The organism is Brevibacterium sp. 239c (assembly GCF_900169365.1).
Taxonomy (GTDB): Bacteria; Actinomycetota; Actinomycetes; order Actinomycetales; family Brevibacteriaceae; genus Brevibacterium.
This window is the reverse complement of record NZ_FXZH01000002.1, coordinates 285,048-298,221: the sequence shown is the minus strand read 5'-3', so window position 1 is coordinate 298,221 and position 13,174 is coordinate 285,048. Positions and strand designations below refer to the sequence as shown.

The following is a 13,174-nucleotide window of genomic DNA, read 5'->3' as shown; positions in this document are numbered from 1 at the left end:
TGGTCTGTTTCGGGTGCTGGGTGCGTGAACGTTGGGTTTTGATCGCTGGGGTCTCAGTGCGCCGGTCGCGGTTCAGGCCGCATGTGCCTTTAGCGGCACCGTCGCATAGCTCTGCAACGTCGTATGGATAAGCCGTTCGGTGGGCCCTGTTTGCTCGAGACTCGCAATACGGGTAACGAATGCGGAAAGAAAGGCTTCCATCTCCATACGTGAGATTGGCTGGCCCACGCACTGGTGGATCCCCATGCCGAAGGTCAGGTGTCCGCTCGAGTCTCGGTCGTACCGGTAGACGTCGGCGTCATCTCCCCATTTGGTCTCGTCCCTGTTTGCGCTACCGGGAAACACGAGAACCTTTGTCTCGGCAGGTATTTCGACACCGGAGAGCACCGTGTCTCTCGACGTGGTGCGGTAAAAAGCATAGAAGGGACTTTCGAGCCGAAAAGACTCGTCGATGGCGAAGCGCATTCGTCGCGGATCAGCATGGATCTTCGCATATTGGTCGGGGTGACGAGCCAGAGTATTCAGCGTATTCGTGATCGCATAGATGGTCGTGTCCAAACCGGCCGACAGAAGCGCCCTGACCAGCAGTGTGGCCTCTTCGGGGGAGATCTCTCCAGAGTCGGCGAATTCCCACAGCTGAGCTCCCATGCCGGAGGGGTCGAGGACCTCGCGGGCACAGTTCGCCAGCACCCAGTCATAGGTTCCTTCAGCCTCGGCGATCCACCTCTTGGCGACCTCATTCTGGGGTCCGAAGGTGGCGAAGTTCGCCGCTCCCTGGACTAGGAGGTTCTCTGCTCTGCCCTCACGGGGAATGCCGACCGCATCGCCGAAGACACGCAGCACGTATTGCTCAGCCAGACGGGCGGCGTCGAATTCACCATTCTCGGTTGACAGGATCTCGTCGATGGCGGTCTTCGCGTAAGTGGAGAAGTCCTTCCGCCTCGGCCGCAGTTTTCGCGGCGTGATGACACCGTCCATCGCCATCCGCATTCGAGTGTGCAGGGGCGGATCGACTTCAAGGATTCCGGGTTTGCGAAGGGGCGGGTTGTGATGGATGTTGACGCTGCCAACTCCTGCCCCGGAAATAAATGTGCGATGATCTTCAAGAATTTCGCGCACTTCGGAATCCCGGCCGAAAGCAGGCACCTCATATTCACTCAACCAGGCGGCGGGACCTCGTGCTCGCAAGCGGCTCATGAACGGATAGGGGTCGGCGAGGTTTTCCAGCGAATAGGGGTCTTCATTGAGGACGGGGATATCTGAAATCCGAATCTCATTGCTTCGAGTGTCCACTGCAGTGGACTCTGTTGAAGTTGATTCCGTCGATGTGTTCACCATGGATGACCTCCATTGCTCGTTCTCCAGCGAACCGAACCGGGCCCTGTCGCCCGACGTCGCGGCACAGGGTTGTACGGTCTTCTTCCCTTCAGATTAGGAAGTCGGACATCTTCCGGCGAATCGAATTCTCACGTGGTGGGAATCCGGACTCGGAGGTCAGCACACCTCAAGTAGCTCGGCCCTTAACGCTTCGACTGCCTCGAGAAGGACCGGTTTGAGCGATGCTGCCGTCACATTGCCGAAGCGTTCGGAGCGTCCTGCCAGCGTCAGGGAGCACAGGACTTCACCACGGACGGTAACCGGATATGAAAGGGCGTTCGCGCCGGTGCCCATTTCGGATTGAGAGTAGGCGAACCCATCGGTGCAGATCCGACGAAGCGAGGCTAAAAGAGCTTCCTCTGAATGGTGAGATCCGTCGACAACCTCAGCGATAATCTGTGTGGGAGCGTGAGCAAGCAATACTCGTTGTCCGGCACCGCTGTCCAGAGGAAGGACCTCGTAGGTGCGAAAGGCAATTTCCGCGTCTTCGTCGGGGGCAACTTGCCTCAGACACACTGCTCTGCGCCCTTCTCTCACTGCCAGGACTGAAGTTCTGCCGCTGCGTTCGCTCAATTCGCGGAGGAACTTGTTGCCGACGTCAAGCAAATACGATCGGGTTGTCGCGGCACCCGACCATGAGCTCAAGCGGGCGCTGGGTAAGTATCGTCCTCCAAATTCTTCGACGAGGTCGAATTCGCGCAGTGTCTTGAGGTATCGATAGGTCGTCGACAGTGGAAGGCTGAGAGTTGCAGCGAGGCTTTTCGCGTTGGTCTCACCTGTTTCTGCAACGGCCGAAAGAATCCGCAGTCCGCGTTCCAGTGCGGTGTCGCGTCCCGCCGTGTCGGGATCAAAGCTAGAACGATTTGCTGGGCGAATTCTCTTGCTTGGATCTGGCAGCTCTGCCATCGGGACCTCGAGTCAATTGGGGCGTTCAGGTACGGCGCTAACCGCCAAAGTGATCATATCTGCAGACCGACCTCGTCCTACATAGACGAACTCCATACCCGCCCTGGCCATCGGGAGGGTGAACGCTTTGCTGCCACGACCTCAGCCAAGGACGAATAGCTCAATGAGTTTTGCGAACACAGAGGCAGGCACCACATGGCGGGCCCGGTCGCCATGTGGTGCGCTATCGCCTCGATTTCATTGCGCTCGCATTCACTCAGTTCAATAGATAGTCGCTACGAATTTGCGTTTACGGGGAGCTGAAACACATAAGAACGCCACGGCATCAACCCCGAGGAGCCACCGCGCTCCGCCTGGGGAAGACGCCGAAAACCTCGGAGGCAACAGATCGTTCCCAGCGGATGAGAATTGCGTTTGAGAACAGAGCATCACTTCCCACAGGATTGGGCCCGACCACGTACCAACACGAAGGAGTGCCATGTACGAACCGCTCGTTGTCGCCCTCGGCCTACTCGCCTGCATGGCAGTCGGAGAAGTCCTCGCAACTATTACACGCGCCCGCGTTCCCTCTCTACTGATAAGCATGGGCTTGTACCTAGCGGCAGTTTGGTGTGGGGTTTTCAGCCAAGATTCCGTTGACCAGCACACGCTAGTTGCTGTCGGAAATCTCCTGACGGGACTGTTGATCATGCATCTTGGAACGATGATGCCGCTATCAACCCTTAAGGTTCAGTACAAGTACGTGCTTGTCGCACTTTCCGGCATGCTCGGGGCGGTGCTGCTGGTAGTCGGAGTTGGTTCTTTCATCATTGGCTATCATGCTTCGGTAGCTGGAGCTGGCCCTGTAGCCGGAGGATTCATTGCCACTTTGATATCCACCAACAAACTGACCGAAATCGGATTGGAAAACTTGGTGCCAATCCCCGCGCTGATCCTCGCGCTGCAACAGTTGATCGGCCTACCAATCGCGATGCTATTTCTCCGTCGATACGCCATCAAATGGATCGCCCAATCTAGAAGCCAATCAGCACATGTCACCGCACTGGCGGGCGCAACCACCAGCTCTGGCGGTTCTGCGCCGACTCCTCTTAGTTCGCCCCCAACTGAACCAGACGTGGAGGATGACGGGCCATCGCCACTTTTCCCAAACCAAATGTACTCACCCGCGGTGATACTCGCGATTTTGGTGGCCGGAACGCTGGCAGCCACATGGATTGGGGAAACTACAGGCATCAGCTACACGCTGTGGTGCCTCGTTATAGGCTTCGCGCTCAGAGCTTTCCGGATACTTCCCGCGCGTTCGCTCGATAAGGCAGGAAGCTTCGGTTTTGCGACTACGACTGTGACGCTGGTGGTCATCGTTGCCGTCGGCACTGTTACCCCGCAAAATTTGCTTCAAGCTTTGCTGCCGACTCTCGTGATCTTGGTCCTTGGCCCGATTGGCATCATGATTGGCGGCTCCGCTACCGCCAAGCTACTTCGGCTGGATCGAAATTTGGCCACACCGGTCGCTCTGACTGCACTTTTCGGCTTCCCAGGAGATTTCATCATCTGCAAGGAAGTTTCCGAAGCTGTCACCTGCAATAAAACAGAGCGGCAAGCTCTTCTCAACCACATCTTCCCACCCTTATTGATTGGCGGCTTCACCACCGTGACGACGGGATCGGTTGTAGTTGCCTCCGTACTAATGAGCACTCTGTGAACTGACGAGTCAAATCGGACAGACCCCAATAGAACCTATCTGCTCAATTGATCCCGCTGAGATGAAAACCAGCACCGGGCTAAAACCAAAGGAGCCGAATTGACTGACCCGCTACGTGTGACCCCGGAAGTACAAAAGATCACTCGTGAACTTCGACATGAAATTCACCAGAATCCCGAAATTGGCACCGACCTCCCCGCAACCCAAGCAAGCGTTCTCAAGTCGATCAACGGGCTCGAATCGCTTGAAGTATCTACGGGCACTCGCCAGTCTTCAATTGTTGCGGTTCTGCGGTCCCCCCGTTCGAATCCTGACGCGCCAGTCATATTATTGAGAGCTGACATGGACGCTTTGCCTGTAGAAGAAAAGGTCGAAATTGGGTATGCATCTCGAATTCAAGGATTGATGCACGCTTGTGGACATGACGTTCACACTGCAGGCCTAGTCGGCGCAGCTCATCTACTTCATGCGAACCGGAGAGAACTGAAATGTGACGTCGTCTTCATGTTTCAGCCTGCCGAAGAAGAATATGTGGGCGCGAAATGGATGATCGAAGATGGTGTACTTAGGAGCGCAGGGCGGCCGATTTCAGCGGCTTTTGGCGTGCATGTGTTCTCAGGAACGCTGGAACCCCGAACCTGGTACATTCGACCTGGCACGGTCATGGCTGGTTGCGACGAAGTGAGAATAGTCATCCGAGGTATTGGGGCCATGGTTCCCTCCCACATCAAACCCTTGACCCAGTACCTGTGGCTTGTGAAATCGGACTGGGCCTCAACACCATCGTTGCAAGAAAATTCGGACCTTTTGAACCAGTTGTAGCAACCCTTGGATCTCTTCAAGCAGGCAACAGTTCAGTGATAATTCCCGAAACTGCAGAAATGCGTATCTCGTTACGGAGCTTTTCGCCCGAGGTGAAGCACCGCCTGCTCGAAGCAGTTCAGCAACTCGCTCATTCGACTGCCGAGGCCTATGGCCTGAAAGCGGAAATCGAAGTCATGCCTGATTATCCGGTCACAGTAAACGATGAGAGAGAGGCCATCTACTCTCGGACAGTCATCCAATCAGTCTTCGGACCGGACCGAGCCCGTGAGCTCGTCGAACCGCTTTCCGCATCGGAAGACTTTGCTCATGTCCTGGCCGAAGTTCCAGGTACATTTGCCCTCATCGGAGCAGAGCCGGAAGAAAAAGCAAGTGAAACAAATCACTCGCCACGCGCTTCTTTCGCCGACTCCTCGATAGACGATGTCACAGAGTTTCTGACCAATGCGGCGTGGTTTCGTGAGTCCTAATCGGGTTCAATTACCCCAACTTTCTGCCCTGTCACATTCAGTAGCATGCAGAAGCCCCGGTGTTGACTTCGCAAAAGAAGATCCTGCGTCAGGAGCCCCTAGTCGTCCGTGGACAGCTGTCGGACCAGCCTTGCAGGCGCGGTGTTCCGGTAGGAGTCGGTGAGCAGCTCAAGGAGCTCTTCTTCGGAGAGTTCAGCAACTTCCAGACCGATCCACCCCGCGGGACCCAGGTACATGGGCACGAAGGCATCAGGTCGCTCCATCAGCACCTCGGCGTGCATAGGTTCGGGCAGGATGAGCACCGCCTGCGGATGCTGTTCCATCTCCCCGGTCACGTGCTTCCGGGTGCCGCCATAATGGGCGAAGACCTTCTTCGTGAAGAACGCGGGCCGTCCATGCGAGACCTTCTCCTGAGCATCGGGAAGACTCAATGCGGCCCTGCGAACCCGCTCCAGCAGTGGGTCGTCAGGATCGAACATCTGCGGATGTGCCATGGGCTCACACTACGCGCAGTGTGAGCCCATGGGCCCAGCTTTTCCCTCTTTACTTCACGACCCCGAGCACCTCATTGAGTGCTTCCGTCGCCGAGGGGTGGGTGTAGATCGTGTCGCGCAGCTCAGTCGCGGTGACGTCGTGGCGCATCGCCAGGGCCACGGTGTTGATGACCTCCTGCGAATGCACATGGACGAGGGCCGCGCCGAGGATGCGGTCAGTCTTTCCGTCGACGACGAACTTCACGATGCCGCGGGGGTCACCTTCGATCTTCGCCCTCGGTGCCGCCGCGATGTCGGCCATCGCCTTCGCCCCGACCATGACGTCATAGCCCTGCTCGCGGGCGGCGTCCTCGCTCAGCCCCACACGTGCCACGGGCGGGGTGAGGAACATCGTAAACGGCACGGCAGACCGGTCTTCGGTCGTGCGCTTGCCCTCGCCGAGCAGCTGATCAGCAAGGATGCGGTTGTCGTCGAGGGAGATGTAGGTGAACATGGGTCCGCCGTTGACGTCGCCAGCGGCGAACACATCCTCGGCTGAGGTGCGCAGGTGCTCGTCGACGGTGATGAAGCCGCGCTTGTCGGTTTCGATGCCTGCCTTGTCCAGGTTGAGGCCCTCGGTTCCCGACGCACGACCGACGGCCAGGAGGACAGCCTCAGCGTCGATGGTCTTCTCTTCACCTCCGACCTCATACGTCACGGTGGCCTTGTCGGGGCCATCGGCGACGGCAGTCACGGAGGCCTCGTTGACGATGGTGACGCCGTCATCGGCCAGGGCCTTGGCAACCACCTCGGCGACATCGGCGTCCTCGCTGGCCAGGGGACGTTCGCCCCGGTCGAGGACGGTGACCTGGGATCCGAAGTGGGTGAACATCGACGCGAACTCGAGTCCGATGTAGCCACCGCCGACGACGACCAGGCGCTTGGGAAATGGCGAGACGTGCTGCAGGGCTTCGGAGTCATAGATGCGTCCGCCGAGCGTCGCCCCGTCGATCGGTGGGATGTTCGCGATCGAACCGGTGTTGACGACGACGGTGTCGGCGGTGATCGTCATCGTATCCTCACCGCCGGTGACGAGGACTTCGCGTTCGCCGGTGAACTCGGCACGTCCGGAGACCAGCAGGACCGAGTCGAGGTCGTTCAACATGGAGAAGTTCTTCTTCCGCATCGCCCCGGTCAGGGTGTCGCGGCGTTCGACGGCCTTGGCGAAATATTCGTCGGTGTCATCGCCATCGCGTTTGTTCTCCGCGTCGTGGACGAGGATCTTCGTGGGGATGCATGCGATGTTGATGCAGGATCCGCCGATCATGGCATCGGACTGCTCGACGACTGCGACGCGCTTTCCGGCTCGGGCCATGGTGCCGGCGAGAGTCTTTCCGCCCTTGCCCCATCCGATGACGAGGAGGTCTACGTGTTCGTGCTGATCAACTGTGTTCTCGACCATGATCGGTTCCTTCCAGCAGATGATTCGGTCTGGCCAGACTACTCCGGCCAGGTAAAGCTCAAAACTCGCCGAGGTGACTCGATGTCAGGGCCATCGAGCTGGGATTGCCGCGGGTGGAGTTCATCGTGAAGCTGGCCTTCCACGGGAGGTAACGGTCATCCGAGGACTCGATCAGGTCGCCGGTGCTCGTGAATGCGCGACGTCGAACCCGCAGCAGCGGCGTGCCGACGGGGACCTCGAGCAGAGCGGCGTCGTCCTCATTGGCTCCGATCGCATCGATGGTCCGCGACGTTCGGCTGATGTCGACACCCTGGTCGATGAGCTCCTGGTAGATCGAGCCGGAGTCGGTGTCGAAGGCGAGCACATGACGGCCGACTTCCAGTGGATAGTTCAATCGCTCGACCATGGTGGGCACATCGTCCATGAGGCGGAGCCTGAAGACTGAGACGACCGGGTCTCCGTCTGAGATCCTCAGGCTCGCGGCCAGTGACTTCTCGGCGGGCCTGCGGGTGACCCACTGGGTGCGCTGACCTGGAACGATATCAGCATTGTGGCACCACTGGGAGAAGGAGATGATGTCGTCGAAGGACTGGGTGGGCACATTGTCGAGGACGACCGTCCGACGCCCTCTCCCGGAGGAGATCAGCCCCTCGGTCCGCAGGGTCGACATGGCCTGCCGGACGGGGCCGCGGGAGGTGGTGAATTTGCGGGTCAGCTCCGCCTCTGAGGGCAGCTCGTCGCCGGGCTGGAAATACCCTTCGCGAATGGCTGTTCGCAGATAGTGGGCGATCTCGTCGTATTGCTGTCGCGTGCGTTGCTGTGTCATCTGTACAGGTCTCGTCTGCGTCGGGGATGAGGACAAGTGCTTCCAACTGTATTGCTGTGCCTGTATTGCTGTGCTGCTCGGGCGGCGGCATCTCCTACTTCCTATCCGTCTCGGATGAACCGGGAACGCCGCCCGCAGGGAACAACGTCAACTTCAGGTGAACAATCACCGAACTTGTACATACATGTACTCAGCGTACGGCAACAAGCGGACAGGATGGGGACATGCCGAAAACTGATCTCATCATCGTCGGCTCAGGAATCCTGGGCCTGGCCACCGCATTCCTCGCATACCGACAGGGCCGTACCGTCCGCATCATCGACCGCTCTGCGCGACCTGTCGGCTCCTCCATCCAGAACTTCGGTCACGCCTGCTTCACCGGGCAGGCCGATGAAATCCAACCCTTAGCCATGGCATCTCGTGCCGGCTGGCAGGAAGCTGCCGCAGCAACCGGGATCTGGGCCGCCGAAACCGGCACATTCGCCCCCGCCATGACCGAGCCCGAGCTTCACATCCTGCAGGAATTCGCCGCCCACCGAGGCTCGGATCAGGTGCAGATGCTCGATGCCGGGGAGGTCGCCGACGCCATCGGCAATCCTGATCTTCACGCCATCGGCGGGGCTCACCTGCCCCTGGACATGCGCGTGAACCCGCGTGAGGCCGCACCTGCGCTCGCGACGTGGCTGGCCCGCGAGGGCGTCGAGTTCGGTTGGAGCACCACCGTCACCGAGGTGGCCGGAGGCACCGTGTCCACCAACCGCGGGGACTTCCACGCCGATCAGGTCGTCGCATGCCCCGGCCTTGGCCTGTCCGCCCTGTTTCCCGCCATCGCCGACGCCCATGAGGTGCGGATCTGCACCCTGGTCATGTCGCTCATCGACCGCCCGCAGCACCTGCCCTCTGGGTTCGCAATGTTCACAGGCACCTCAATGGCCCGCTACGACGGCTTCGCCGCGATGCCGGGAGCCGCCGCCCTGCGTGAGGATCTCGCCCAGCGTGAGCCGGAACTCGTCGACGCGATCGCCAATCTCATGGTCACCGACATACCGGGCGGACTGCTCATCGGGGACTCGCACGCGTATGACTTAAGCCCCGAGCCCTTCATCGACGAAGGCATCGCGAACCTCCTGCTGGACAGGGCCACCACCCTCCTGGGCATCGAGGAACCTGTCGTTCTCCAGCGCTGGCTCGGGCAGTACACGAACAGCACCAACACCAATCTCATCCTTGAGCGCCCCGACGACCAGACAACGGTCGCCGCGGTCACCTCGGGGGTGGGAATGACCCTGTCATTCGGCATCGCAGGACGCATCCTCAACGACCTCCCACTCGACAGTGGTGCCGGAACTGGAGCGTCCGCAGAATCCGAACCTCTCGCTGAGACGCCAGCCACATTCACGACGAGCACCCCAACCGCCGATGAAGTTGTCATGTCCGCCCGATGAACAGGCGCGAATTGTATAGACATGTCGTTTCGGGTTGTCGAAGAATGAAACCAAACGATCACCCCGACCACTCGAAAGGCAAGCCGCCCATGGCTCTGTTCCCACGCTTCGGCGCCCGTCCGATCCGATCTCGCACTGCGCGTGCCCGCACCGTCCGGTCTCTCACGGCCGCAGCACTCGCACTTCCCCTGCTCGCCGCCTGCGGCTCGGCCGGCGGCGATGACGACACCATCACCTTCGCCGCAGTCCCGGCCGAGTCCTCCTCCACTCTGGAATCATCCTTCGACGATGTCACAGCTCTGTTGGAAGAGGAGACCGGTAAGAAGGTTGAGTTCGAGAACGCCTCCGATTACGCGGCGGTGATCGAAGGGATGCGAGCCGGCCAGATCGATGCGGCCTCATTCGGCCCCTTCGCCTATGTCATCGCCAAAGACTCCGGCATCGACATGGACGCTGCCGCGGCTCCGACTCACGACGCCGACAAGGCCCCGGCCTACACCTCGCTTGCCTATGCCAAGAAGGGCTCGGGCATCAAAGGTCTGAGCGACCTCAAGGGCAAGAACGTCTGCTTCGTCGACAAGGCCTCCACCTCGGGCTACCTCGTGCCGATGAAGGGAATCATGGACGAGGGCCTCGACATGGACAAGGACATGAAGCAGACGCTGACCGGTGGCCATGACGCCTCGCTGCTGTCTCTGGACTCCGGGGAATGCGATGCGGCCTTCGCCCACGACACCATGCTGAAGACACTTGAAGACTCCGACCAGGTGAAGGCGGGCAGCCTGGAGGCCGTGTGGGAATCCGACCCGATCACCGAGGACCCCATTGCAGTCAACAACGAATCCCTCGATCCCGAGCTGGCCAAGCAGATCACCACTGTTCTGCGCGAAAAGGCCAACATCCCAGCGATGATCGACGCCGGCGTCTGCTCCTCCGAAGATGACTGCGTCCTGCCCGAAGAGATCGAATACGGCTACGCCGAGGTCGACGACTCCGACTTCGATTCCATCCGCGACATCTGCGACGCCACCAAGGCAGACGCCTGCAAGAGCATCGGCTAGGAGAAGCACCCATGAGCATCCATCGACACACCACCAGCACCAAGACCGCTGAGCTCCAGCGAGAGATCGACGATATCTACTCGGTCCAGCTCGACCACGTGACCAAGGATTTCGGCGGTGGAGCCCTCGGACTCGATGACGTCAATATCGGGTTCCGCACCGGCAGGGTCACCGTTCTGCTCGGCCTGTCGGGATCGGGTAAGTCGACGTTGCTGCGCCACATCAACGGTCTGCACACCCCCACCTCGGGCACGGTGCGTGTCCTGGGCCAGGACGTGGGCTCGGTCGGGAAACGAGGGCTACGGGAGCTGCGCCGCAACATCGGCGTGATCTTCCAATCCTTCAACCTCGTCGGTCCGATGTCTGTGCTGGAGAACGTCTGCGCAGGACAGCTCGGCTCGTTGAAGGGACCGCGCATCTCGCTGATGATGTACCCGAAGTCCGTGCGCCGGGAAGCCATCGAAAAGCTCGACCGCGTCGGCCTGGCCGATCGCGCCTACCAGCGTGCGGACACGCTGTCGGGAGGTCAGCAGCAGCGCGTGGCCATCGCCAGGGCGCTCATGCAGCACCCCACGGTGCTGCTGGCCGATGAGCCTGTGGCCTCTCTCGATCCGGTCTCCGCACTCGACGTGATCAACCTGCTGCGCCAGATCGCCGAGGAGGACGATCTCACGGTCATCGCCTCACTTCACCAGGTTCAGCTCGCCATCGACTTCGCCGATCGGATCATCGGGCTGCGCAGCGGTCAGGCGGTTCTCGACCGCACAACCCAGGGCCTGAGCGCCGAGGAAGCGTCGACGATCTATTCGAGCGTCTCCGGCATGGACATCGCCGAGGCTGGGCCCGGTTCCGCGACGACCGCCACCGGTGTTGTGCGCACCCCGATGTCGAGTGGTGTCACCCGCTGATGTCCACCCTCATCGAGGCCCCATCCGAGGTTCGCGAGGCGCCGGCACGTCCACGTCCGGCCGGGTCGCGCATCGCCGCCACGATCGTGATGATCGCCTTGGTCATCTGCGGCGTCTGGTCCGTCGGCGCACTGGGCATCGATATCGGCACGATCGTCGATTCCGTCGACAATGCGGCAGACTTCTTCGCCCGCATGTTCCCTCTCGACTTCCCACCGTTGGCAGAGACCCTGTCGTTGGTGTTCGAGACCTTGGCGATCGTCTTCCTCGCGACTCTGCTTTCGGCTGCCCTGTCCATCCCGGTGGCCCTGGCCGCTGCCCGAGCCACTCGCTGGGGAGTCACCTCGCAGTGGATCGCTCGTGGGCTGACGGTGCTGGCACGTGCAGTACCTGACCTGGTGCTCGCGATCATCTTCCTGCGCATGTTCGGCCTCGGAGCCACTGCCGGCATCATCGCCATGGGCATCCATTCGGTGGGCATGATCGCCAAGCTCTACGCCGATGCTATCGAGGAACTCGACGACGGCCCCCGCGAATCCGTGGAATCCCTCGGCGGCAGCCGTGCTCAGCAGATCATGGCGGCCATCCCCCAGACGCTGATGCCCCAGCTCATCGCGACGGCCCTGCACCGCTTCGACATCAATCTGCGCACTTCTGTGCTGCTGGGTTACGTCGGTGTCGGAGGCATCGGTCTGGCGATCGCTGATTCCCTGCGCACGCTGGACTATCAGCGGGGCATGGCTCTCGCGGTGCTCGTCCTGCTCCTGTGCATCGGCATCGAACTCCTCTCCGGCGCTATCCGCGCTGCGCTGATGAAGTCAGCCGGGCAGAGGATCACCGGCGGCACGTGGGTCGATCGCCTGCTCAACCACGGCCGCGAGCCCGGGGTCAACGATCTCCACCTGACACCTCCGTGGAGTTCGGCCCGCCTCAAACGCTTCCTCTCTGTCGTACTGATCGCGGTCTTCACCGTTACGGCCCTGTGGCGCGTGGATGTGTCCTGGTCGGCGCTCATGCAGGGGCTTCTCGACCTGCCGAAGACCTTGGCGCTGTTCTTCCCACCTTCGTCCGGCGAGTCCATGTCCAACCTCTTCGAACAGCTGCTGGTCACCGTTCAGATCTCGCTCGCGGCCACTCTCATCGGCGCCGTTCTGGCCTTGCCGATCGGCATCCTCGCCGCCCGCAATGTCGTGGCGAATGCCTATGTGCACCAGACTTTTCGCGTGGTCATCGTTATTGTGCGCGGCATTCCCGAGCTGATCCTCGCGATCATCTTCGTCGTCATCTCCGGCCTGGGTGAGGTTGCAGGAACGCTGGCTCTGTCGATCGGCGCGATCGGCCTGCTCTCGAAGCTCATCGCCGATTCCCTGGAGGAGACCGACACCCAGGTGCAGGAAGCGATGCGGGCCACCGGTGCCAGTGACGCCCAGGTGTTCTTCTCCGCCACGCTGCGCCAGGCGGCCCCGGCCTTCGTTGCCCACACGATGTATCTGCTGGACAACAACATCCGCTCGGCCACGCTGCTCGGAGTCGTCGGTGCCGGAGGCATCGGATTCCTGCTGCTCAACGCCTCACGGGTCAACCAGTTCGACGTCGTCACCATGGTGCTCATCCTCATGGTCGCTGTCGTCCTCGCAGTCGAAGCACTGTCGATGTGGCTGCGCAGGGTCGTTCGCTGACGTCCAGGCCATTTCACACAACCGATTGCATACCCCTATTCCA

General features: G+C 60.5%; 12 protein-coding genes. 7 read left to right on the top strand and 5 right to left on the bottom strand.

Features of this window, described 5'->3' with window-relative positions:
• Positions 1-72: 72 nt before the first annotated feature.
• Both BSP239C_RS03175 and BSP239C_RS03170 read right to left on the bottom strand, forming a co-directional pair.
• Positions 73-1,293 (bottom strand): cytochrome P450, encoded by a 1,221-nt coding sequence (locus BSP239C_RS03175; RefSeq protein ID WP_257930054.1) that lies wholly within the window; start codon positions 1,291-1,293, stop codon positions 73-75.
• Positions 1,294-1,494: 201 nt separating this feature from the next.
• Positions 1,495-2,283: an IclR family transcriptional regulator gene (locus tag BSP239C_RS03170; RefSeq protein ID WP_101570154.1), complete on the bottom strand. Its 789-nt coding sequence runs from the start codon at positions 2,281-2,283 to the stop codon at positions 1,495-1,497.
• Between the two features lie 478 nt (positions 2,284-2,761).
• Here BSP239C_RS03170 and BSP239C_RS03165 point away from each other — a divergent pair, with 478 nt between their 5' ends.
• The 3 genes from BSP239C_RS03165 (at position 2,762) to BSP239C_RS03155 (ending at position 5,277) form a co-directional block, all read left to right on the top strand.
• Entirely contained in the window at positions 2,762-3,985 is a 1,224-nt protein-coding gene (locus BSP239C_RS03165) for a hypothetical protein (RefSeq protein ID WP_101570153.1), read from the top strand.
• 99 nt (positions 3,986-4,084) lie between these two features.
• Positions 4,085-4,807, top strand: a complete 723-nt coding sequence (locus tag BSP239C_RS03160) for a M20 family metallopeptidase (protein ID WP_145997401.1) — start codon at positions 4,085-4,087, stop codon at positions 4,805-4,807.
• Positions 4,735-5,277, top strand: coding sequence for a M20/M25/M40 family metallo-hydrolase (locus BSP239C_RS03155; RefSeq protein WP_145997400.1), 543 nt, complete (start codon positions 4,735-4,737; stop codon positions 5,275-5,277). Before BSP239C_RS03160 ends, BSP239C_RS03155 begins: the two co-directional genes overlap by 73 nt.
• A 98-nt stretch (positions 5,278-5,375) precedes the next feature.
• On the opposite strand, the gene BSP239C_RS03150 is transcribed toward BSP239C_RS03155, so the two are convergent.
• The 3 genes from BSP239C_RS03150 to BSP239C_RS03140 are packed head-to-tail and all read right to left on the bottom strand — an operon-like array spanning position 5,376 to position 8,038.
• Positions 5,376-5,771: an MmcQ/YjbR family DNA-binding protein gene (locus tag BSP239C_RS03150; protein ID WP_101570150.1), complete on the bottom strand. Its 396-nt coding sequence runs from the start codon at positions 5,769-5,771 to the stop codon at positions 5,376-5,378.
• Between the two features lie 49 nt (positions 5,772-5,820).
• The gene (locus BSP239C_RS03145; RefSeq protein ID WP_101570149.1) at positions 5,821-7,212 is read right to left on the bottom strand and encodes an FAD-dependent oxidoreductase; all 1,392 of its coding nucleotides are present in this window, start codon (positions 7,210-7,212) and stop codon (positions 5,821-5,823) included.
• A 58-nt stretch (positions 7,213-7,270) separates the two neighbouring features.
• Positions 7,271-8,038: a GntR family transcriptional regulator gene (locus BSP239C_RS03140; protein WP_101570148.1), complete on the bottom strand. Its 768-nt coding sequence runs from the start codon at positions 8,036-8,038 to the stop codon at positions 7,271-7,273.
• Positions 8,039-8,262: 224 nt separating this feature from the next.
• On the opposite strand from BSP239C_RS03140, the gene BSP239C_RS03135 reads away from it, so the two are divergent.
• The 4 genes from BSP239C_RS03135 to phnE all read left to right on the top strand — a co-directional run bounded on the left by BSP239C_RS03135 (position 8,263) and on the right by phnE (position 13,131).
• Positions 8,263-9,483: a TIGR03364 family FAD-dependent oxidoreductase gene (locus BSP239C_RS03135; protein ID WP_101570147.1), complete on the top strand. Its 1,221-nt coding sequence runs from the start codon at positions 8,263-8,265 to the stop codon at positions 9,481-9,483.
• Positions 9,484-9,572: 89 nt separating this feature from the next.
• The gene (locus BSP239C_RS03130; protein WP_101570224.1) at positions 9,573-10,544 is read left to right on the top strand and encodes a phosphate/phosphite/phosphonate ABC transporter substrate-binding protein; all 972 of its coding nucleotides are present in this window, start codon (positions 9,573-9,575) and stop codon (positions 10,542-10,544) included.
• A gap of 11 nt (positions 10,545-10,555) precedes the next feature.
• Positions 10,556-11,452, top strand: a complete 897-nt coding sequence (gene phnC, locus BSP239C_RS03125; protein WP_101570146.1) for a phosphonate ABC transporter ATP-binding protein — start codon at positions 10,556-10,558, stop codon at positions 11,450-11,452.
• A complete protein-coding gene (gene phnE / locus BSP239C_RS03120) occupies positions 11,452-13,131 on the top strand; it encodes a phosphonate ABC transporter, permease protein PhnE (RefSeq protein ID WP_101570145.1) in 1,680 nt (559 codons plus the stop codon). The genes phnC and phnE overlap by 1 nt, the downstream gene beginning before the upstream one ends.
• The last annotated feature ends 43 nt before the right edge of the window (positions 13,132-13,174 follow it).

Bases quoted from the DNA above. Each gene is read 5' to 3' on its own strand.
- BSP239C_RS03170 (WP_101570154.1), bottom strand. From the start codon at position 2,283: ATGGCAGAGCTGCCAGATCCAAGCAAGAGAATTCGCCCAGCAAATCGT.
- BSP239C_RS03165 (WP_101570153.1), top strand. From the start codon at position 2,762: ATGTACGAACCGCTCGTTGTCGCCCTCGGCCTACTCGCCTGCATGGCA.
- BSP239C_RS03150 (WP_101570150.1), bottom strand. From the start codon at position 5,771: ATGGCACATCCGCAGATGTTCGATCCTGACGACCCACTGCTGGAGCGG.
- BSP239C_RS03145 (WP_101570149.1), bottom strand. From the start codon at position 7,212: ATGGTCGAGAACACAGTTGATCAGCACGAACACGTAGACCTCCTCGTC.
- BSP239C_RS03140 (WP_101570148.1), bottom strand. From the start codon at position 8,038: ATGACACAGCAACGCACGCGACAGCAATACGACGAGATCGCCCACTAT.
- BSP239C_RS03135 (WP_101570147.1), top strand. From the start codon at position 8,263: ATGCCGAAAACTGATCTCATCATCGTCGGCTCAGGAATCCTGGGCCTG.
- BSP239C_RS03130 (WP_101570224.1), top strand. From the start codon at position 9,573: ATGGCTCTGTTCCCACGCTTCGGCGCCCGTCCGATCCGATCTCGCACT.
- phnC (WP_101570146.1), top strand. From the start codon at position 10,556: ATGAGCATCCATCGACACACCACCAGCACCAAGACCGCTGAGCTCCAG.
- phnE (WP_101570145.1), top strand. From the start codon at position 11,452: ATGTCCACCCTCATCGAGGCCCCATCCGAGGTTCGCGAGGCGCCGGCA.